The 19,957-nt window shown below is 71.6% G+C and carries 20 protein-coding genes and 1 pseudogene; 8 read left to right on the plus strand and 13 right to left on the minus strand.

Going from position 1 to position 19,957, the window contains the following annotated elements; genetic code table 11:
- The 6 genes from ABZS37_RS10110 to ABZS37_RS10135 form a co-directional block, all read right to left on the minus strand.
- On the minus strand, positions 1–861 hold an 861-nt coding region (locus ABZS37_RS10110), incomplete at its 3' end, for an ABC transporter ATP-binding protein (protein ID WP_355167474.1).
- Positions 858–2,249, minus strand: a complete 1,392-nt coding sequence (locus ABZS37_RS10115) for an efflux RND transporter periplasmic adaptor subunit (protein WP_355167476.1) — start codon at positions 2,247–2,249, stop codon at positions 858–860. The genes ABZS37_RS10110 and ABZS37_RS10115, both read right to left, overlap by 4 nt.
- A gap of 107 nt (positions 2,250–2,356) precedes the next feature.
- Entirely contained in the window at positions 2,357–3,646 is a 1,290-nt protein-coding gene (locus tag ABZS37_RS10120; protein WP_355167478.1) for a hypothetical protein, read from the minus strand.
- A 70-nt stretch (positions 3,647–3,716) separates the two neighbouring features.
- On the minus strand, positions 3,717–4,292 hold the full coding sequence (locus tag ABZS37_RS10125) for a WHG domain-containing protein (protein ID WP_355167480.1): 576 nt from the start codon (positions 4,290–4,292) through the stop codon (positions 3,717–3,719).
- Positions 4,285–5,085: an alpha/beta hydrolase gene (locus tag ABZS37_RS10130; RefSeq protein WP_355167482.1), complete on the minus strand. Its 801-nt coding sequence runs from the start codon at positions 5,083–5,085 to the stop codon at positions 4,285–4,287. The genes ABZS37_RS10125 and ABZS37_RS10130 overlap by 8 nt, the downstream gene beginning before the upstream one ends.
- 100 nt (positions 5,086–5,185) lie before the next feature.
- Positions 5,186–6,106: a proline dehydrogenase family protein gene (locus ABZS37_RS10135; protein WP_355167484.1), complete on the minus strand. Its 921-nt coding sequence runs from the start codon at positions 6,104–6,106 to the stop codon at positions 5,186–5,188.
- A gap of 107 nt (positions 6,107–6,213) precedes the next feature.
- On the opposite strand from ABZS37_RS10135, the gene ABZS37_RS10140 reads away from it, so the two are divergent.
- From ABZS37_RS10140 to ABZS37_RS10150, 3 genes are read left to right on the plus strand one after another with little or no spacing between them, the layout of a single operon-like run.
- Positions 6,214–6,486 carry a hypothetical protein gene (locus ABZS37_RS10140; protein WP_355167486.1) on the plus strand — a complete coding sequence of 91 codons (273 nt, stop codon included), beginning with the start codon at positions 6,214–6,216 and terminating at the stop codon, positions 6,484–6,486.
- 1 nt (position 6,487) lies between these two features.
- On the plus strand, positions 6,488–7,654 hold the full coding sequence (locus ABZS37_RS10145) for a glutathionylspermidine synthase family protein (RefSeq protein ID WP_355167488.1): 1,167 nt from the start codon (positions 6,488–6,490) through the stop codon (positions 7,652–7,654).
- Between the two features lie 19 nt (positions 7,655–7,673).
- Positions 7,674–8,261 (plus strand): CGNR zinc finger domain-containing protein, encoded by a 588-nt coding sequence (locus ABZS37_RS10150; protein WP_355167490.1) that lies wholly within the window; start codon positions 7,674–7,676, stop codon positions 8,259–8,261.
- A 33-nt stretch (positions 8,262–8,294) separates the two neighbouring features.
- Here the strand turns inward: ABZS37_RS10150 and ABZS37_RS10155 are convergent, their stop codons facing one another.
- Positions 8,295–9,101, minus strand: a complete 807-nt coding sequence (locus tag ABZS37_RS10155; RefSeq protein ID WP_355167492.1) for a sugar phosphate isomerase/epimerase — start codon at positions 9,099–9,101, stop codon at positions 8,295–8,297.
- 75 nt (positions 9,102–9,176) lie between these two features.
- Positions 9,177–10,121: a Ppx/GppA phosphatase family protein gene (locus ABZS37_RS10160; RefSeq protein ID WP_355167494.1), complete on the minus strand. Its 945-nt coding sequence runs from the start codon at positions 10,119–10,121 to the stop codon at positions 9,177–9,179.
- Between the two features lie 80 nt (positions 10,122–10,201).
- On the opposite strand from ABZS37_RS10160, the gene ABZS37_RS10165 reads away from it, so the two are divergent.
- A complete protein-coding gene (locus ABZS37_RS10165) occupies positions 10,202–10,999 on the plus strand; it encodes a hypothetical protein (RefSeq protein ID WP_355167803.1) in 798 nt (265 codons plus the stop codon).
- Between the two features lie 154 nt (positions 11,000–11,153).
- On the opposite strand, the gene ABZS37_RS10170 is transcribed toward ABZS37_RS10165, so the two are convergent.
- Both ABZS37_RS10170 and ABZS37_RS10175 read right to left on the minus strand, forming a co-directional pair.
- A complete protein-coding gene (locus ABZS37_RS10170; protein WP_354994406.1) occupies positions 11,154–11,837 on the minus strand; it encodes a response regulator transcription factor in 684 nt (227 codons plus the stop codon).
- Between the two features lie 24 nt (positions 11,838–11,861).
- Positions 11,862–13,145 (minus strand): ATP-binding protein, encoded by a 1,284-nt coding sequence (locus ABZS37_RS10175; protein ID WP_355167496.1) that lies wholly within the window; start codon positions 13,143–13,145, stop codon positions 11,862–11,864.
- A gap of 204 nt (positions 13,146–13,349) precedes the next feature.
- Between ABZS37_RS10175 and phoU the strand changes: the two genes are divergently transcribed.
- On the plus strand, positions 13,350–14,003 hold the full coding sequence (gene phoU / locus ABZS37_RS10180) for a phosphate signaling complex protein PhoU (RefSeq protein WP_354994408.1): 654 nt from the start codon (positions 13,350–13,352) through the stop codon (positions 14,001–14,003).
- Positions 14,004–14,063: 60 nt separating this feature from the next.
- On the opposite strand, the gene ABZS37_RS10185 is transcribed toward phoU, so the two are convergent.
- Positions 14,064–14,831 carry a phosphoglyceromutase gene (locus ABZS37_RS10185; protein WP_354994409.1) on the minus strand — a complete coding sequence of 256 codons (768 nt, stop codon included), beginning with the start codon at positions 14,829–14,831 and terminating at the stop codon, positions 14,064–14,066.
- Between the two features lie 153 nt (positions 14,832–14,984).
- On the opposite strand from ABZS37_RS10185, the gene ABZS37_RS10190 reads away from it, so the two are divergent.
- Entirely contained in the window at positions 14,985–16,274 is a 1,290-nt protein-coding gene (locus ABZS37_RS10190) for an MFS transporter (RefSeq protein WP_355167498.1), read from the plus strand.
- A gap of 98 nt (positions 16,275–16,372) precedes the next feature.
- Complete coding sequence (locus ABZS37_RS10195; protein WP_355167500.1) at positions 16,373–17,668, plus strand: MFS transporter; 1,296 nt, start codon at positions 16,373–16,375, stop codon at positions 17,666–17,668.
- 499 nt (positions 17,669–18,167) lie between these two features.
- On the opposite strand, the pseudogene ABZS37_RS10200 reads toward ABZS37_RS10195, so the two are convergent.
- Positions 18,168–18,593, minus strand: a pseudogene (locus ABZS37_RS10200) (hypothetical protein); the annotation flags it as partial.
- 49 nt (positions 18,594–18,642) lie between these two features.
- On the opposite strand from ABZS37_RS10200, the gene ABZS37_RS10205 reads away from it, so the two are divergent.
- Positions 18,643–19,299 (plus strand): hypothetical protein, encoded by a 657-nt coding sequence (locus ABZS37_RS10205; RefSeq protein ID WP_355167826.1) that lies wholly within the window; start codon positions 18,643–18,645, stop codon positions 19,297–19,299.
- A gap of 131 nt (positions 19,300–19,430) precedes the next feature.
- On the opposite strand, the gene ABZS37_RS10210 is transcribed toward ABZS37_RS10205, so the two are convergent.
- Complete coding sequence (locus ABZS37_RS10210; protein WP_355167502.1) at positions 19,431–19,946, minus strand: YbjN domain-containing protein; 516 nt, start codon at positions 19,944–19,946, stop codon at positions 19,431–19,433.
- Positions 19,947–19,957: the final 11 nt, after the last annotated feature.

The following is a 19,957-nucleotide window of genomic DNA, read 5'->3' on the forward strand; positions in this document are numbered from 1 at the left end:
GATGACCCGGCGTCCGATCAGCGCCGGGTCGACGTCCGGCCCGACGGCGGAGATCACACCGGACGGGTGCCCCGGGCCGCTTCCGGACGCGGACCGGGGCTCCGCGCTGGGAGCGGGGACCAGTGTCGCAGGTCGACCGTGATCAACGGACAGCGGTCGATCATGAGACTCGTCGCTGTCCGCCACGACCACGCCGTCGCGCATCGTGATCCGACGCTGGGCCCGGGCGGCCACCTCCTGGTCGTGGGTGACCATCACCAGCGCCACCCCCGACTCCGCGTTCAACTGCTCCAGCAGCTCCAGCACCGCCGTGCCGGTGACGCTGTCCAGGTTGCCGGTGGGCTCGTCGGCCAGCAGCACCGTCGGCTCGGTGACCAGCGCGCGGGCAATGGCGACCCGCTGCTGCTCACCGCCGGACATCTGGTTGGGTCGGTGGTCCAGCCGATGCCCGAGGCCGACCCGGCCCAGCATCGCCGCCGCCCGCTCCCGGCGCTGCCGGGCCGGCACGCCCCGGTAGACCAGCGGCAGGGCCACGTTCTCCACCGCCGAGGTACGCGGCAGCAGGTGGAACGCCTGGAACACGAAGCCGATCGTCTCGTTGCGCAGGGTGGCCATCTCCGGCGGGGCAAGGGTGCTGACGTCCCGCCCGCCGATCACCAACCGGCCACCGGTGGGCCGGTCCAGCCCACCGAGGAGGTGCATGAGGGTGGATTTACCCGAGCCGGACGGGCCGACCAGGGCAACGTAGTCGCCCGGTTGCACGACCAGCGACACCCCACGTAACGCCTCGACGGACACCCCGTCCAGCTGGTACGTCCGGGACACCTCCACCGCCTCGATCGCCGGCGGGGTGCCGGTCACCGCACCTCCTGGCCGTCGCGCACCTGGTCGGTGCCTCGGACCACGATCCGGTCGCCGGGTTGGACACCGTTGAGGATCTGCACCAGATCCGACCCTTGGACGCCCACCGTCACCGCCGCCCGGCCGGCCTTGCCGTCGCGGACCACCCAGACCGCGTCCCGGCCGTCGGCGGAGAACACCGCCGAGGCGGGGACGGTCACCGCGTCGGCGGCCTCGCGTACGCGCAGGTGCACGATCGCGTTCATGCCCGGCCGGGGGGTCGGGGCCGGCTCGTCCTCGGCCAGCTTCCCGGCGCCCAGTGCGAGGCGTACCCGGTAGGTGACCCCGCCCTGGGCAGAGCTGGTGGGCAGCACGTCCACCGAGCGGACCGTGGCGTCGTAGGTGGCACCGGTGACGGCGTCCAGCTCGACCGTGGCGGTCACGCCGGCCTTGACCAGCAGCACGTCGGTCTCGTCCACCTCGGCGAGCAGCCCCAACTGCCCGGTGTCCACCACGGTCAGCACCGGTGTGCCCGCGGTGACCTGGCCACCGACCGCGACCGCGTCGTCCACCCCGGCGGGCGGCCCGCCCTGGCTGGGGGCCAGCACGGACGGGTCGATGCCGGCCGCCTGGGCGCCACCGGCCTGCTCCAGCAGCCCGGCGAGGCCACCGGTCGGGCCGCCGCCGGCCCGGGTGCCACCCGGCTGCACCACCCCGGCGATCGGGGCGCGCAGGGTCAGCGCGTCGACGGTCGCCTTCGCCAGGTCGTACGCCTGCTGGGCCTGTAGCCGTTGCGCCGCCGAGAGCGCGCCGACGGCCGAGCTCAGCCCGTTGATCCCCCGCTGCACCGCGCGGACGGCCTGGTCGGCGCTGCGCGCGGCGGCGGCGTACTGCCGCTGTGCGGACGTCACCTGGGTCAGCAGCGCGTCCCGGAGCTGCGGGTCGGCGATCTTCTCGGCGGCCTTCCGGGCGGCGTCGAATGCCTCGTCGGCGGCCTTGTCGGTGCCGCGCCGGCTGCTGGTCAGGCTGCCCGTTCCGATGCCTCGGCCGGCGCGCTTCGCGGCGGTCAGCGCCTCCTTCGCCTGACGGAGCCGCTGCTGGGCGGAGGGTGAGTCGACCACGGCGAGAATCTGGCCGCGCTTCACGGCCTGTCCAGGTTGGACGCGCAGGCCCGCCAGGGTGCCGTCGGCGGGAGCGGTCAGGGTGGCGGCAGCACGGGCAGTCACCGTCGCCGGCGCGTCGAGCACCTCGCTGACGGGGTTGCGGGCGGCTGAGGCGAGCGCGACAGGCGGCTCGTCGTCACCGCACGAGGCGGCGGTGGTGCCGGTGAGGACGGCGACGGCGGTCAGGGCGACGAGCAGGCGGGGCCGCGTGGCGCTGACGAGCCGCGGCGACTGAGGGCGGCGCACCGCTCGATGCTACGAGCGGTGTACCACAACCACCATGGGACGAGAACAGTTACATCAACCACATTTGATGAATTTGACCGTGTCCAAGATCTCGACGGGTTCCACCCTCAACTGGCGGCGGCCCGGATGTACGCGACGCATTCGTCGTGCAGCGTCGACCACTGCTCGCCGAACGCCTTCTCCGCGGCCGCGTCGAGGGTCCTGCGATCGTGCACCACGGTCTTGAAGAAGGTGAGCAACCGCAGCGGCCCGTACCGGTCGACGAGGTGCCGGACGGCCAGGTAGCCGATGCCGTAGCTGCCGCCGACACGTTCGGCGGAGGCGTCATCGGCGGGGTTGATGCCCTCCAACTGGCCGTTCCAGCCGCCCCGGACCAGTTTCCGCACCTCGGCGATCCCCTCGTACCGGTCGACCGCCTGGCCGCCGGCACCGGCGAACTCGGCCAGCCCTTCCACCAGCCACCAGGTGTCCTTGCCCGGGTAGCCGCGCTCCGGCAGGGAGGCCGCGTGGGTCAACTCGTGCCGGAGCAGGTCATCGGTGCCGCTGCTGGAGAGCCCTTCGGCGTTGAGGACCACCTCGTGGTGCCCGCCGCCCACGGTCACCGCGTAACCGCCGGTCCATTCTGGTCGCTCGCCGCCGTACCAGCGTTGCCACTCGGTGCGGCCGGCGTAGAAGATCCGGTAGCGGTCCGGCCGCGATCCGGCTACCGCGTACCCGTCGGCGACCTTGGCCGCCGCCTCGGCCTGGGCGAGCAGGCCGGGCAGTTTGCCGCGCAGCGCCGGGGTGGTGGCGACGATGGTCCGCTCGCCGATCGCGACGGCCAGGTCGCTGATCTCCCACGGTCGGGTGCCGGTCTCCACCGACTTGGATTCCTCCATGGCGACCAACCGGGGCTGGTCGCCGTTCTCCCGCCAGCGGGTGCCGATCAGCACCGGACTGGGCCGGCAGTTCGGTGTGACGAAGCAGTACTGGAAGCGCACCAGAAGACGCCACTCGCCGGGCTTGCCGATGATCGGCGCGGGCAGACCGCTCGGCTCGGCTCGCCAGCCGGTCACCTTGAGCTCGCGCAGTGCGGCGAAGCGTCGGCGCAGGTCGGCGTGCGCGGCTGGGTCGGCGATGGCGAGGAAACCGGCGCGATCGCCGCCGAGCAGCGCCGCGGACTGCCGGTGGAGCTGGGCGGTCATCCGGTCGGCCAGCCCTCGGGCGACCGCGGTGGCCGGGTCGTCGGCCGCTGCGACGCCGACCCGGCTGACCGTGGGCTGGGCACCGCTCTCCCGGATCACCCCCACGACGAGCAGCGCGGGCAGGCCGCAGCCCAGCAGCAGGACGACCACCACGAGCACCGTCCACAGCGGCCAGAGCCGCCGCACTGCTGGCTGCTGCACCCCGTCAGTCACCCGCCGAAGGGTACGACCAATCGGTGGATGCGGCGAGGCCGCCCCGGGCCGCCCGGCCCGACCGGCCGGATCACCTGTCGGAGGCCGGCCAGGAGCGGAGCGAGATGTCCATGCTGGCGACCAGCTGATGGTACGAGCGGTCGACCTCGCGGGGCAGGCCGAAGCCACCCGCGGCCTCCAGGGAGACGAAGCCGTGCAGGGCGCTGCGCAGCGCCCGGGTGGCGTCCACCGCGTCTTCCCCGGTGAGCTCGTACCCGCGCAGCACCGCGAAGATGGCACCGACCGCGCGCTCGCCCGCCTCGACGTGCTCCGGGTCGGTCGGGTCGGGCACCTGCTGGGTGGCCGGGTAGCGGCCGGGGTGCCGGTGGGCGTAGTCACGGTAGGCGTCGGCCATCGCCCGGAGCGCGTCGCCGCCGGCCCGGCCAGCGGCGGCGGCGGTCAGCTCGGTGGCCAGCTCGGCGGTGACCAGAGCGGAGAGCTTCTGGGCCAACGCGTCCGCCCCCCGCACGTGCTTGTAGAGGCTGGGCAGCGCCACGCCGAGCCGGCCGGCGAGCGCGGCCAGGGTGAGTTGCTGGTAGCCGACCTCGTCGGCCAGCCGGGCCGCTTCCCGCACGACGGTCTGCTGGTTGAGGCCGACCCTAGGCACCGGTACACACCGCCAGGAAACCGAGCAGCTCGTCGGCGGTGCGCCGCGGCCGATCGGCGTGGGGGTAGTGGCCGGACTCCTCGATCATCCGGGCCTCCGCGGTGCGGAAGAGGCGGCGGGCGGCTCGCGCCTCGGCACCCGGGTCGGGGAAGTCCGGGTCCTTGGCGCCCATCAGCACCAGCACGGGCTGCCGGACCTGCGGGGCGCGGGCGGTCCAGTGCGGCTCGACCGGCACCTGCACGCCGCGCAACGCGGCCATCCGGCCGGGCTCGCGCAGCTTTGCCACCATCGACCGGCGGTACGCCGCGTCGTCGGCGGGCCGGTGCACGGGGAAGAGCGTCTTGTGGAACATCCCGAACAGTCGAGGGCTGCGGAGCACGGCCGCCAGCGCCATCCGCATCAGCGGGTTGAGCTTCGCCGCACCGACGAACGCGCCGATCTGCACGATGCCCGCGACCAGCTCGGGCGCGTCGGTCGCGGCGAAGACCACCGCCGCCGCGCTGGATGAGCTGCCGACCAGCACGGCCGGCCCGCCGTCGAGGTCGCGGACCACGGCCAGCAGGTCGGCGCCGACCTCCGCCGGGGCGTACGTGGGCCAGCCGACGCTGGACTCCCCGTGGCCCCGGACGTCGACCGAGGCGACCCGGTGGCCGGCCGCGACCAACAGTGGCACCAGGTGCCGATAGCTCGCCCGGTTCTCACCCATGCCGTGCGAGAGGACGACCAGCCGGCCCTCCCCGTGCACCTCGTACGCGATGTGTCCGCCGTTCCGCCGCACCTGGCTAGTTGTCATAGCCGTAAAGCTAATATCATTAGCCAACTCCGTCAAGCGCATACGCGAACGGGCCGGCGGGACCACAGAGGTCACCGCTGGCCCGTCGACCGGGTTCGGGTTACTTCTTGGAGATCAGGGCGCGGCCGAAGAAGACCAGGTTGGCCGGGCGCTCGGCGAGCCGGCGCATCAGGTAGCCGTACCACTCGTCGCCGTACGGGACGTAGGTGCGCACCGTGTAGCCCTCGCCGGCCAGGCGGGCCTGCTCCTCGGGCCGGATGCCGTAGAGCATCTGGAACTCGAAACGCTCCGGCCCCCGGTCGAACCAGCGGGCCCGGTCCTCACCGATGGCGATCATCCGAGGGTCGTGGGTGGCGAGCATCGGGTAGCCGTCGCCGGACATCAGGATGTTCATGCAGCGGACGTAGGACTTGTCCACCTCACGGGCCGACTGGTACGCCACCGACTCCGGCTCCTTGTAGGCGCCCTTGCACAGCCGCACCCGCGACCCGGCCGAGGAGAGCTCCCGGCAGTCCGACTCGGTTCGGCGCAGGTACGCCTGGAGCACGGCCCCCGTCGACGGGAAGTCCTTGCGCAGCCTGCCCAGCACCTCCAGCGTCGAGTCGGTGGTGGTGTGGTCCTCCATGTCCAGGGTGACCGTGGTGCCCGCCGCGTCGGCCGCCGCGCAGATCGCCCGCGCGTTGTCGTACGCCAACTGCTCGTCGAACATCTGGCCGAGAGCGGAGAGTTTCACGCTCACCTCGGCGGCCGGGGTGAGCCCCGCACCAGCGAGCATCTTCAGTAGCCGCAGGTATTCATCGCGGGTGGCGATGGCCTGCTCGGGAGTGACGGTGTCCTCACCGAGGTGGTCGAGGGTGACCGCGAGACCGTCGTCGACGAGCCCGCGGGTCGCGCGCAACGCGTCGTCGGTGGAAGCGCCGGCGACGAACCGGCGGACGACGTCCCGGGTGAACGGGGCAGTCGCGACGAGCCGCTCGACCTGGGATGACCGGGAGGCGGCGAGGATGACGGAACGGAGCATGAGCCGAGCGTATCGCCCCTGCCAGGACCCCCGCCGAGGGGCGGCCGGCCCACCCTTGACTTGGGGGCGGGGCGGCGGCGGTGGCGTCGATCGGCTACAACGATGCCGTGGACCAACGCCCCCGCCGCCGGCTCCGGTCGGCCTCCGTGCAGCTCGGCGCGCTCACCGCTCTTGCGCTCGCCCTCTCCGGCTGCAACATGACCTCGGACGACGACGATGACGACGACTGCGCCCTCGGGCCGGTCGGCGGCGGTGACACGGTCGCGCTGGCGATGCGGGTCCCCGAGCCGGCCACCGGCCGCGCCGCACCGGAACCGACCACGGCGGCCCTGCCGGAGGGCGGCGGGTTCGGCACCCACCTCGCCGCCTGCGGCGGCTGACGTGCGCCGCGAGACGGTCGCGCCGCGACCCGACTGGGACGCCACCATCCGGGCGCAGGGTCTGGTCTACGTCGACACCGAGCTGCCCGACGGCGGGATCATGTCGTACTGGGACGAGACCGCCGCGTACGCCTTCGAACTGGACGAGGTGCTGCGGCTGGAGGAGGCCACCGAGGAACTGCACCGGATGTCGGTGGCCGCCGCCGAGCACGTGGTGGCCCACCGGCGGTACGCCGAGTTCGGCATCCCGGCGTGGGCGGCCGACGCGGTCGCCCGGTCGTTGCGCGAGGCGCCACCCACCCTCTACGGGCGCTTCGACCTGGCGTACGACGGCACCTGGCCGCCGAAGATGCTGGAGTACAACGCGGACACCCCCACCGCGCTGGTCGAGGCGAGCATCATCCAGTGGTACTGGCTGGAGCAGACCCGGCCGGAGCTGGACCAGTGGAACAGCCTGCACGAGCGGCTGGTCGGCGCCTGGGCCAAGATCGGGGCCGGGCTGCACGACCCCCGGGTGCACGTGCTCTGGTCGAACGAGGAGGAGTCGGGCGAGGACCACATGACCGCCGGCTACCTCGCCGAGACCGCACGACAGGCCGGCCTGACCGTCGAGCTGCTCCCGATCCAGGAGATCGGCTGGGACGGCCGGCGCTTCCTCGACGCCGCCGACCGCCCGGTCACCACCTGCTTCAAGCTCTACCCGTGGGAGTGGATGCTGGCCGAGCCGTACGGGCCGGCGGCGCTCGCTCCGGGCACCCCGACCACCTGGATCGAGCCAGCCTGGAAGCTGCTGCTGTCCAACAAGGCGCTGCTGGCGGTCCTCTGGGAGCTGTACCCCGGCCACGAGTACCTGCTCCCGGCGTACCTCGACTCACCGCGCGGCATGTCGGAGTACGTGGCCAAGCCGCTGCTCGGCCGGGAGGGCGGTTCGGTGCGCATCGTCACCGCCGAGGAGGAGATCACCAACCCGGGGATCTACGGCGACGAGGGCTGGTGCTACCAGGAATTCCGGGCGTTGCCGCAGTTCGCCGGCAATCGGATGGTGTTGGGCAGCTGGATCGTCGACGGTGAGTCGGCCGGTGTGGGAGTGCGGGAGAGCGCCAGTCTGATCACCGACGGCTACGCCCGGTTCCTGCCGCACTACATCGACGCGCCGCGCACCCCCTGAGTCGTCTACCGTTGGGGGCGTGAACTTCGACGCGTACGCCCGGACCGGCGTTGACCTTGTCAACACCCGCCTGGACGACCTCGACGACCTGCGGGCACTCTTCCCGGACGACAACGCCTGGATGCGCGACGAGGTCGCGGACCGGGACTTGGCGATCTTCCGGCGGGTGCAGAAGCGGTTACGCGACGTCTTCGAGTACGGCACCTCGGGGCGCGATGCCCAGGCAGTCACCGAGCTGAACACGCTGCTCGAGGCGTTCCCGGTCCAGCCGCGCATCTCCGGGCACGACTCCAGTGACTGGCACATGCACGTGACCAGCCGGGGCGCCTCGGTCAGTGCGGAATACCTGGCCGGCGCGGTCTGGGGGCTGTCGGTCTGGCTCTGCGAGTACGGCAGCGCCCGGTTCGGGGTCTGCGCCGACGAGCGGTGCGGCAACGTCTACCTGGACACGTCATCCAACTGCTGCCGGCGGTTCTGCTCGGAGCGTTGCGCCACCCGCTCGCACGTGGCGGCGCACCGGGCCCGCAAGCGGGCGGCGGTCGGCGAGCAGGTGACGGTCGCCGCGCAGCCGACCGCGGGCGCCGACTCGCTCACGCCGGTCAGCTGACGTCGCCGCCGGCCTGTCGCGGGGGCGGACGGGTCAGGCGTCGACCGGCGACGGCGTGGTCAGGTGCTGGTGGGCGAACTCCAGCGCGGCGCGCAGATCCGCCTCGCGCACCGCGCGACTCTTCGCGCCCCGGGTGGCGACCTCAACCGCCACCGACCCGGTGAAACCGCGCCCGGCCAGCGAGGAGAGCAGCTCGCCGCAGGGCTGGGTGCCGCGCCCGGGCACCAGGTGCTCGTCGCGGCCCTCGCCGGTGCCGTCACCGAGGTGCACGTGCGCCAGCCCGGCGCCCATCCGGTCGGCCATCTCCAGGGGGTCGCTGTGCGAGGCCGCGCAGTGCGACAGATCCAGGGTGTACGACGCGTAGCCGGTGTCGGTGGGATCCCAGCCCGGGACGTACGGGACGAACTGCCGGCCCGCCATCCGTACCGGATACATGTTCTCCACCGCGAAGCGCAGCCCGGTGAACTGGTCCGCGACCGTGGCCAACCCCTCGGCGAAGTTGCGGGCGTAGTCGCGCTGCCAGGTGAACGGTGGATGCACCACGACGGTCGGCGCCTCCAGCGTCTCGGCCAACTCGGCGGCCTTGCGCAGCCGCTCCCACGGGTCGGGGCTCCACACCCGCTGGGTGACCAGCAGGCAGGGCGCGTGCACCGAGAGCACCGGCACGCCGTAGTGCGTGGAGAGGCCGCGCAGCGCGCCCGCGTCCTGGCTGACCACGTCGGTCCAGACCATCACCTCGACGCCGTCGTAGCCGAGTGCCGCAGCCAGTTGGAACGCCGCCGCGGTCGGCTCGGGAAAGACCGACGAGGTGGACAGGAGCACAGGAACGCGGGAAGTCACATCAGCCAGCGTAGCCCGGCAGCGCCGGGGCCATCGTGACGAGCACTGGCAAATCGGCCGAAACCGGCGGGCCGGTCAGATCGGTTCGAGTTGATCGAGTCGGCGGAGAATGACCCCCTCCCGCAGCGCCCACGGGCAGATGTCCAGCGAGTCCAGATCCAGGCGGCGCATCACCGCCTCGGCGACCACGGCGCCGGCCAGCAACTGGTGGGCCCGGCCCGCACTGACCCCCTCCAACTCCACCAGCTGGGCCGGTGGGATGTGCCGGATGAAGCCGATGACCTGCCGCAGGCCGGCCCGGGTCAGGCTGCGTCGCACCCAGAGCCCGGCACCGGACGGCGCCGCCCCGGCCAGGCGGGCCAGGGTGCGGAACGTCTTCGAGGTGGCGACCGCCCGATCCCAGCCCACCTCGGTCATCTGGTCGACGACCTTGTCCAGCCGGCCGTCCACGTACTCCCGGAGCTTTTCGACGGCCTCCGCCGACGGCGGGGCCGCGGTGGCCGGATCGACCCGCAGCCGCTCCCGGGCCAGCCGGCCGGCGCCGAGCGGCAACGAGACCGCGACGTCCGGGTCCTCGTCGATGCCAGCGGCGATCTCCAGCGAGCCCCCGCCGATGTCCAGCACCAGCAACCGCCCCGCCGACCAACCGAACCAACGCCGCACCGCCAGGAAGGTCATCCGCGCCTCGTCGGCCCCGGAGAGCACCGCCAGGCGTACGCCGGTCTCGTCGCGCACCCGGGCGAGCACCTCGGCCGCGTTGGTGGCGTCGCGCACCGCGGACGTGGCGAACGCGATCAGGTCGGCGGCTTCCAGCCCGGTGGACGCCGCCTTGGCCATGCCCACGGCCTTGACCAGGCCGTCCGCGCCCGCCTCGGTCAGCGCGCCGTCGGGGCCGATCTGCTCGGCCAGCCGGAGCACCACCTTCTCGGAGTGCGCCGGCCACGGGTGTGCGCCGTGGTGCGCGTCAACCACAAGAAGGTGCACCGTGTTGGATCCGACGTCGAGGACACCCAGTCGCATGGTGAAGACCCTAGGTGCAACACGTTTGCGCGGCTCGCCGGCCCGCGGACGTCACCGCGCGTACGCTGGGCCGGGTGACGATGGAGCTCCGTGTGCTGGTGGACGACCCGGGCGACCCGCGCAGCCGCGAGGTGCCACTGGACTTCCCGCGGGAGTGGATCGAGTTCACCGACCCGGCTGACGACACGCACCTGATCCGGGCCGACCTGACCTGGCTGCTCTCCCGCTGGACCTGCATCTTCGGCAAGGGCTGCCACGGCATCATCGCCGGCCGGGCCGCCGACGGTTGCTGCTCGCACGGGGCGTTCTTCACCGACTCGGACGACGAGAAGCGGGTCCGCAACGCCGTCAAGCGGCTCACCCCGTCGACCTGGCAGCACTTCCAGCGCGGGTTCAAGAACTGGACCGACCAGGACACCATCGACGGCAAGAACCCGGCCCGCCGCACCGCCACCCAGGGCACCGAGGGCCCGTGCGTGTTCCTCAACGACGCCGACTTCGTCGGCGGGGGTGGCTGCGCTCTGCACGCCCAGGCGCTGCGCGACGGGGTGCACCCGTTGGAATACAAGCCGGACGTCTGCTGGCAGCTGCCGATCCGCCGAGATCAGGACTGGGTCAAGCGGCCGGACAACAGCAAGGTGCTGGTCTCCACCCTGTCGGAGTTCGACCGGCGGGGTTGGGGAGCCGGCGGGCACGACCTGGACTGGTGGTGCACGTCCTCGACGGACGCGCACGTCGGCGCCGAGCCGATGTACCTGTCGTACTCCCCGGAGCTGACCGCGCTGATCGGCGCTGCCGCGTACGAGCGACTGGCCGAGCTGTGCGCGGCCCGGACGAAGCAGGGTTTGGTCGCCCCGCATCCCGCCGACGAGCTTTAGCTCGCCGGACGCCGCGCCGCACTGGGTCGGGACGCCTTTGGAGCTGAATCGTCTACGACATCAGCGTCTGACTCGTTTGTGACATCAGCTCCAAAGGCGCCGCAGGGCACTATCCCCGTCCCGCCGCGCGCGCAGGCCCCTTCGGGCACGCCGATCACGGCTCGAACTTGTAGCCCAGGCCCCGGACGGTGACGATGAAGCGCGGTGCGGACGGCTCCGGCTCGATCTTGGAGCGCAGCCGCTTGACGTGTACGTCCAGTGTCTTGGTGTCACCGACGTAGTCGGCACCCCAGACCCGGTCGATGAGCTGACCGCGGGTGAGCACCCGGCCCGCATTGCGCAGCAGCAGCTCCAGCAACTCGAATTCCTTCAACGGCAGCTGCACGGCCCCGCCGTCGACGGTCACCACGTGCCGCTCGATGTCCATCCGCACGGGCCCAGCGGACAGCGTCGGGGCGCCCGCGTCGGCCACCTCCGGGCTCTGCCGGCGCAGCACCGCCCGGATCCGGGCGACCAGCTCCCGCGGCGAGTACGGCTTGGTGACGTAGTCGTCGGCGCCGATCTCCAGCCCGACCACCTTGTCGATCTCGCTGTCCCGGGCGGTGACCATGATGATCGGCACGGCCGACCGCTGCCGCAGTTGCCGGCAGACCTCGGTCCCCGACATCTCGGGCAACATCAGGTCGAGCAGCACGATGTCAGCGCCGGTTCGGTCGAACTCGGTGAGGGCGTCGGTGCCGGTCGCGGCGACCGAAACCTCAAAGCCCTCCTTACGGAGCATGTACGACAAGGCGTCGGAGAACGACTCCTCGTCCTCGACCACCAGAACGCGGCTCAACGGGGATTTCCTTTCCATTTGCTGTCAGACCTGCCGTAGCCCAGCCGGACCGGACTCGATCCCAACCGGCGGCAGTGTCGCCAGCAGGTCGTCCGGTGGACTGGCGGGCAGCCGGAGGGTGAACGTCGATCCGCCACCAAGAGTGCTCGACACTTCGACCCGTCCGCCATGGTTGCTCGCAATGTGTTTCACGATTGCCAGGCCGAGCCCCGTGCCGCCGGTGGCACGCGAGCGGGCCTGATCGGCCCGGTAGAACCGCTCGAAGATCCGGTCCACGTCGGTGGGGGCGATGCCGATGCCCTGGTCGGCGACGGCGATCTCGACGTACTCGTCGTCACCGCGGAGGGTGACCCGCACCGTGGTGTCCTCGCCCGTGTAGTTGATGGCGTTCTCCACCAGGTTCGCCACCGCCGTGGCGAGCTGGGAGTCGCTGCCGTACACGGTGAGGCCACGCTCACCGTCCACGATCACTTCGACACCCCGGGCGGAGGCCGTGGTGCGGGTCCGGTCGACCACCTCGGCGATCACCCAGTCCAGCGCGACCGGCTCCGCTGGCGGCTGCGGTTCGGCGCCCTGCAACCGGGTCAACTCCAGCAACTCCTGCACCAGCCGGCCCAGCCGGGTCGACTCGTGCTGGATCCGTTCGGCGAACCGGCGGGCGGCCACCAGGTCCTCGGAGAGGTCCGGCGCCGCGGCGTCGGCCGGCTCGGTCGCGTCGAGCAGCGCCTCGGCGAGCAGTTGAAGCGCCCCGATCGGGGTCTTCAGCTCGTGGCTCACGTTGGCGACGAAGTCGCGTCGCACACGGGTCAGCCGGTGCGACTCGGTCACGTCGACCGCCTCGACGGCGATGAAGCCGTTGCCGAGGCCCATCGCCCGCAGGTGCACGCCGAGCGGGTTCTCCCCCGCGCTGTCGCGACCTCGGGGCAGGTCCAGCTCGATCTCACGCCGCACCCCGGTGCGTCGCACCTGGCCGGCAAGGGTTCGGATCAGCGGGTGCGCGGCGATCGAGCCGGGCGTGCTGCCGGTACGCAGAAGCCCCATCGCGCGGGCGGCCGGGTTGATCAGCACGGGCACGTCGTCGTCATCCAGTACCACGACACCGGCCCGGAGCGAGTCGATCGTCCGGCGGCCGAGCCCGGCCTGCTGCTCGTCGGCTATCGCGGGCCTCCCCCTGCTCCAGCGGGAGCTCGCGCTCCCCGTCGACGTGGAGCGACCGTCCCGCACCGGCAGGAACCGGGGCAGCAGGAAACCGGCGGCCAACCCGGCCACCAACGCCACGGCCACCACGACCGCCACTGCCCACTCCACCCGGCGATCGTAGGGTCATTGTTAACCTGGCTACCACACAGACCGGGACGAAACACCCTCACTTTCGCGAATGTTCACCCCTACGTCCGGCGTCGTTCACCGTGGTTCATCCGGGGTCCGTCCGGGCCCCCTACCGTTGGCGTCGCACCTGCTCAACCCCCTGCGCCGGCACCCGTCGGCGGCGACCGACCACAGGACGTGATGATGCGCGACGAGTTCCGGGCCGACCTCCAGATCGTCAGCCAACTGCTGGTGGACATGGCGGAGGGCGTCCGCGCCGCCATGCGCCAGGCCACCCGGGCCCTGCTCACCGCCGACCGGCAGGCCGCCGAGACGGTCATCGAGCGGGACGCCGAGATCGACGACCTCTACCGGCACGTCGAGGAGCGGGTCTGTGACCTGCTCGCCCGACAGGCGCCGGTCGCCTCCGACCTCCGGGCGATGATCACCGCGCTGCACGTGGCCGCGGATCTGGAGCGGATGGGCGACCTCGCCGAGCACGTGGCGAAGACCGCGCTGCGCCGGCACCCCTCCCCCGCCGTCCCGGCCGAGCTGCGGACGGTCTTCACCGAGATGTCCGAGATCGCCGACCGAATGGCCGTGAAGATCGGTTCGGTGCTGGCGAAGCCCGACGCCGACCTCGCCGGCGAGCTGGACCACGACGACGACGCCATGGACGAGCTGCACAAGAACCTGTTCGCGGTGCTGCTCGGCGACGACTGGCCGTACGGGGTGGAGACCGCGATCGACGCCACCCTGCTGGGTCGCTTCTACGAGCGCTTCGCCGACCACGCGGTCAACGCCGGCGAACACGTGATCTACCTGATCACCGGGGAGAACACCCCCACCGCCAACTGACTGGCAAGGAAGGGCCCCTTGTTATCGCTCATTGCATAACAAGGGGCCTTTCCCAACGTCTCAGCGGCCCTGGTTGGCCACCGCCGCGGCGGCTGCCTTCGCCGCCGTCGGGTCGAGGTAGGTGCCGCCCAGGCTGAGCGGACGCAGCTGCGGGTCGAGGTCGTAACGCAGCGGAATGCCCGTCGGGATGTTCAGCTTGGCGATCGCCTCGTCGGAGATCTGGTCGAGGTGCTTGACCAGGGCGCGCAGCGAGTTGCCGTGCGCGGCCACCAGCACCGTCCGGCCGGCCAGGATGTCCGGCACGATCGAGTCGTACCAGTAGGGCAGCATCCGGTCGACGACGTCCTTGAGGCATTCGGTACGCGGCATCAGCTCGGTCGGCAGCAGCGCGTAGCGAGGGTCACCCACCTGCGACCACTCGTCGTCGTCGGCGATCGGTGGCGGTGGCGTGTCGTACGACCGGCGCCAGAGCATGAACTGCTCCTCGCCGTACTCGTCCAGGGTCTGCTTCTTGTTCTTGCCCTGCAGGGCGCCGTAGTGGCGCTCGTTGAGCCGCCACGACCGGCGCACCGCGATCCAGTGCCGGTCGGCGGCGTTCAGCGCCAGCTCGGCGGTGCGGATCGCACGGCGCATCACGCTGGTGTGCACGACGTCCGGCAGCAGGCTGTGCTCGCGCATCAGCTCGCCGCCGCGCCGCGCCTCACCCTCGCCCTTCTCGGTCAGGTCGACGTCCACCCAGCCGGTGAAGAGGTTCTTGGCATTCCAGTCGCTCTCACCGTGCCGCAGCAGGACCAGCGTCCCGATGGTGGGCCCTTCGCTCGCAGTCATGCGGATCATCCTGCCTCAACCGCCCTGGGGACACGCGGGCAGCCGTCGTGACGACCACCACGTGAAAAAGCGGGTGACCAGTGGATCTGTCCACCACTAGGGTCGTAAGGCGCAACAGTCACATCGGTCATTACTTGCAAGCGGGGGAACCACGTGCGGACGATGCGGAGCTGGTTCCGGGACACCACCGGCGGCCTGCCGACCACCTTCTGGTACCTGTGGTCCGGCACCCTGATCAACCGGCTCGGCTCGTTCGTCCTCATCTTCCTCGCCATCTACCTGACCCAGGAACGCGGCTTCTCGGCCTCTCAGGCCGGCCTGGTGATCGGCCTGTGGGGCGTGGGCGGCGCGTTCGGCACCACCGCCGGCGGCACCCTCGCAGACCGGTGGGGCCGCCGACCGACGCTGCTCACCGCACACGTGGGTGCGGCCGCCATGATGCTCGCGCTCGGGCTGGCCCGGGACATCTGGGCGGTGGCGCTGGGCGCCCTGCTGCTCGGCATGTTCGCCGAGGCGGCCCGGCCCGCGTTCGGGGCGATGATGATCGACGTGGTGCCGGCGAAGGACCGGCTGCGCGCCTTCTCGCTCAACTACTGGGCGATCAACCTCGGCTTCGCCTGCGCCGCCATCCTCGCCGGCCTCGCCGCGCAGGCGGACTACCTGCTGCTGTTCGTGGTCGATGCCGCCACCATGCTGATCACCGCGCTGATCATCTTCGTGAAGGTGCCGGAGACCCGGCAGAACGGTCCTGCCACCGCTGCCACCGCTGCCGCCGGGAAGGCCCCGGCCGGTGCCCTGCGCACCATCCTCAACGACCGGGTCTACCTCGGCTTCGTGGCACTGAACCTGTTCTCCGCGCTGGTCTTCCTCCAGCACATCTCGATGCTGCCGATCGCGATGGGCGACGATGGTCTGAGCCCGGCCACCTACGGATCGGTGATCGCGCTCAACGGCGTCCTCATCGTGGTCGGCCAACTCTTCGTGCCGCGGCTGATCCGGGGTCGGAGCCGCTCACACGTGCTCGCGCTGGCCTCCGTGGTGATGGGCGTCGGGTTCGGGCTGACCGCGTTCGCCGGCACCGCCTGGTTCTACGGGCTGACCGTGCTGATCTGGACGGTCGGCGAGATGCTGAACTCGCCGTCCAACTCCACGCTGATCGCCGAGCTTTCCCCGGCCGCGCTGCGAGGCCGCTACCAGGGCGTGTTCTCCCTCTCGTGGCAGATGGCCGGGGCCAGCGCGCCGATCCTCGGCGGCCTGGTGCGCGAGCACGCCGGCAACGACACGCTCTGGTACGGCTGCGCCGTACTCGGTGCCCTGACCGCCGTGGCCCACCTGGTGTCGGGGCCGGCCCGCGAGCGGCGTGCCGCCGCGCTGCGCCGCTCCGGCGAAGCACTGGCACCGGTCAGCGCCACCCGGGGGCCGCAGCCCGTCGAAGCAGTCTGACGACACGCCCAAGATCAGGACGCCGGCTGGCGCGACCCGGCCCGGGTTTTCTACCGTGCACGGGAAATGGTTAGGAAACTGAACTGCTGGGAGGTCGGGTGCACGCCCTGCGACGCTGGTGGCACGACACCGCGGGCGGGCTCCCCGCCACCTTCTGGTACCTCTGGGCCGGCCTGCTGATCAACCGGGCCGGCGCGTTCGCCATGCTGTTCCTCTCGCTGTACCTCACCGACGTGCGCGGAGCAAGCGTGGGGATGGCCGGCACGGTCGTCGGCGCGTACGGGGCCGGCGGGGCGGCCGGCGTGCTGCTCGGCGGAGTGCTTGCCGACCGGTGGGGCCGCCGGGCGACCCTGCTCGTCGCGCACCTGGCCACGGCCGGTCTGATGGTGGCGCTCGCCTTCAGCCGGCCCCTGCTCCTGATCGCGGCGCTCTCCGCGCTGGTCGGAGTGGTCCACTCGATGCCCAGCCCGGCGTTCGTCGCGGCGATCGTCGACGTGGTACCCGCCGAGCGCCGCTCGCGCGCGTTCAACCTCCAGTTCTGGGCGTTCAACCTGGGAATGGCGGTCGCCTCGTTGCTCGCCGGGGTGCTGGCCGAGGCGAGCTTCACCGCGCTGTTCCTGGTCGACGCTGGCGCCACACTGGCCGCCGCCGCCGTGATCGGCTGGAAGGTGCCGGAGACCCTGCGCCTGGCCGCTCCGACCGCCGACCTCCCGCCGGCCACCCGCCCGATGCCGAAGTCCCTCCGGCCCCGCCGACCAGGACTGCACACCGCGCTCAGGGACCGCACCTTCCTGGTCTTCGTCGGGCTCACCTTCGTGCTGGCCGTGCTCACCATGCAGACCTCGACGATCATGCCGCTGGCCATGCGCGCGGACGGCCTGGGCCCATCGGCGTACGGGCTGGTGGTGGCGCTCGGCGGCGCACTGATCGTGGTCGGGCAACTGTTCGTGCCCCGGCTGATCGACCGGCATCGTAAGGACGTCGTGCTGGCCGCCTCGACCGCACTGCTCGCGCTCGGCTTCGGGGTGCTCGCCGTCGCCGACGAGCTGGCCATCTACCTTGGTGCCGCAGTGGTCTGGACGGTCGGCTCGATGCTCGCCGCCCCGCCCAACGCGCAGATCAACGCCGACCTGGCGCCGCCGCAGCTACGCGCGCGGTACCAGTCGGTCTTCTACCTGACGTTCCCGGCTGCGGCCTTCATCGCTCCCACCCTCGGCGGGGTGAGCCTGCAGCACCTCGGCGACCGGCACTGGCTGATCGTCGGTGGGCTGGGCCTGCTGGCCGCGCTCGGGCACCTGCTCGCCGGGCCACCCCGGGAGCGGCACGTCGCCGCGCTGCACCGGGCCGCCGGCCGGGAGCCCACCACCCCCGCGGACCGCGTGCCGACCGCGTAACCAGCCAACGCCGCCCGTGGGCCTATTCGTGCGTGCCCCATTGCTCGGTTCTGCTTCAACGGACGCAACACCGCGTGTCCGGAATCGAACGTCGGGTGTCGCGTGGGTAAAACAGGGCAAATGTGGGGCAGGTCTATATGCGCAAAGCGCCCACCACGTCCCTAAGGCCGTGGTGGGCGCCCGCCGGCGGGGCCGGCGGCGGCGGGCAACACTCACCCCCGTAAGCATCGCCCGCTCACGCCGCCGGTCCAAACAGGTGGGCACCGTCCCCCAACGGTTAACCACCCGTCCCCTCGCGCCTCGCCTGGTGCGCGGATCTGATCGATCCGCCGCTCCCCCGAACGTTTCCAAGCGTGGCGCGGTGCAATAAAGTTAGTTCGCCCGGATTCTGGATTCAACCCAGAACGCTGTCTCGCCGGTCACAACTGGCGAGTATCCGCTGCTCGGGCCTCGGTCTTTGGTAACAGCGGCGTACCCGTCATCCATTCCCGCAAACACCTCAACCGTCCTCCCGATCAGGTGACTCGGTCCGGAAAAAGTTGCTCTGCCGGCCGTCGCGCATCTGTTCCTGATAAATCAGGTTCAGGCGGCGCAGGTCAAAGGTGTGGAACCACTCATCCCAGGTGATCTCGCGTATCCGGCTGCTTTCCCGGTAGCCGGGGATGTTGAAGGTCAACACACCCGCCCGGCCGTCCCGCTCGGTGCCGGCGATGGTCGCTGGCTTCGCCCCTCGCTCCCGGGCCCAGCGCTGGATCACCTCGTGGTTGGCGGTGATCAGACTTCGTCCCGGCCGCTCGGGCCGGTCCATCACGGACGAGATCACCTGCGAGCTGCGGACCGACCGTCCGGTGCCCCGTCCGGTCCGGATCCCGCCGGCCGCCGTGCCGCTACCGGCCGATTGTGGCGCCGCGCGCTTGGCGGGCGCCGCGCGCTTCGCCGTGGTGCGCTTGGCGGGCGCCGCCCGCTTGGCCGTAGTGCGCTTGGCAGGTGCCGCCCGCTTCGCCGCCGGCCGCGCCGGTGCCTTCTTCGCCGGGGCCTTCCGCGCTGGCGCGGTACGGGCCGTCGCCGTCTTGCGCGCGGTCGCCGTCTTGCGCGCGGTCGCCGCCGTCGTCCTCTTCGCTGCCGTCGCCTTCTTCGCCGCCGCCGTCGTCGTCCTCTTCGCTGCCGTCGCCTTCTTCGCCGCCGCCGTCGTCGTCCTCTTCGCCGCTGGCGTCCTCTTCGCCGCCGTCGACGTACGCGCGGCGGTCGCCTTCTTCGCGGCGGCCCGCTTCGCGGGTGCGCTCTTGTTCGCCGGCGCGGCCTTCGCGCGGCTCGGCGCCGCCCTGGCCGCCGACTTCTTCGTGGCGGCGGCACGACCCGCCGACGCCCTGGTGCCGGTGGCCCGGCCCGTTGGACCGGTGCTGCTCCGACCTGCGCCGGCCCGCATCGAGCGCACCAACTGTTTCACCAGGTCGGGCTTGCGCAGTGCGGAGATCCCGGAAACCCCGCGTTTGCGTAGCTGCCCGCGGATGTCGTCCACCCGCATCCGGGAGATCTCCGACTCGGAGACTCCGGGAGTACCCGGCGTCTGGTTGCCGGCCTGTCGCTTCGTCCTGGTCGCAGTTGCGCCGCGACCTGAGCTGTTCCGCTGAGCCATGGGACGCTCCGCTCCTTGACACTCCGTCCTCGGCGCGCGGGGGTCCCTTGCCGCACCGCGCGGGGCGGCATACCCGTCAGGAGCAGTCCGAACCACCAGCCGACAGACCGGGTCGGGGCCGAGCGGTCAGGCCGGGTCGGGGCCGGAGCCGGAGGGCTCGAAGAGATGGGCGAACGCGGCCAGGTTGGCGGTCGACTCGCCACGCTTGACCCGCCACTCGTACTCCCGCCGGATCGAACTGCCGAAGCCGATCTCCAGCATCGTGTCGAACGACTCGTCGGAGTACGTGAGCACGGAGCCGAGCAGCCGGTCCAACTCGTCGGCGTCCACGCCGGCCGGGTTGACCCGACCGGTCAGGTACACGTCGCCGACCGCGTCAGTGGAGAAGGAAACGCCGTACATCCGGGCGTTGCGCTGCAACAGCCAGGCCCACAGCTCCTCACGGCGCTCGTCCGGCTGGCGCATCACGAACGCCTCGATGCGCAGCGCGTGCTCACCGACGATCAGGTTGCAGACCGTCTTGAGCTTGTGGGTGCCCGGCAGGGTCACCGCGTACGAGCCGGGGCCGGTCGACTCGAAGGCCAACTCCCGCTCGGCACAGACCGACTCAATCAGGGTCGCAAGATCGCTCTTCGGGCTCACCGGACCCACTC

Origin of the sequence: Micromonospora sp. NPDC005413 (assembly GCF_040606435.1) — a bacterium.
Lineage (GTDB): Bacteria > Actinomycetota > Actinomycetes > Mycobacteriales > Micromonosporaceae > Micromonospora.

Excerpts from the sequence above, each read along its gene's own strand:
- phoU (WP_354994408.1), top strand. The coding sequence starts at position 13,350 with ATGCGCGACGAGTTCCGGGCCGACCTCCAGATCGTCAGCCAACTGCTG.
- ABZS37_RS10165 (WP_355167803.1), top strand. The coding sequence starts at position 10,202 with ATGGAGCTCCGTGTGCTGGTGGACGACCCGGGCGACCCGCGCAGCCGC.
- ABZS37_RS10160 (WP_355167494.1), bottom strand. The coding sequence starts at position 10,121 with ATGCGACTGGGTGTCCTCGACGTCGGATCCAACACGGTGCACCTTCTT.
- ABZS37_RS10130 (WP_355167482.1), bottom strand. The coding sequence starts at position 5,085 with ATGACAACTAGCCAGGTGCGGCGGAACGGCGGACACATCGCGTACGAG.
- ABZS37_RS10135 (WP_355167484.1), bottom strand. The coding sequence starts at position 6,106 with ATGCTCCGTTCCGTCATCCTCGCCGCCTCCCGGTCATCCCAGGTCGAG.
- ABZS37_RS10185 (WP_354994409.1), bottom strand. The coding sequence starts at position 14,831 with ATGACTGCGAGCGAAGGGCCCACCATCGGGACGCTGGTCCTGCTGCGG.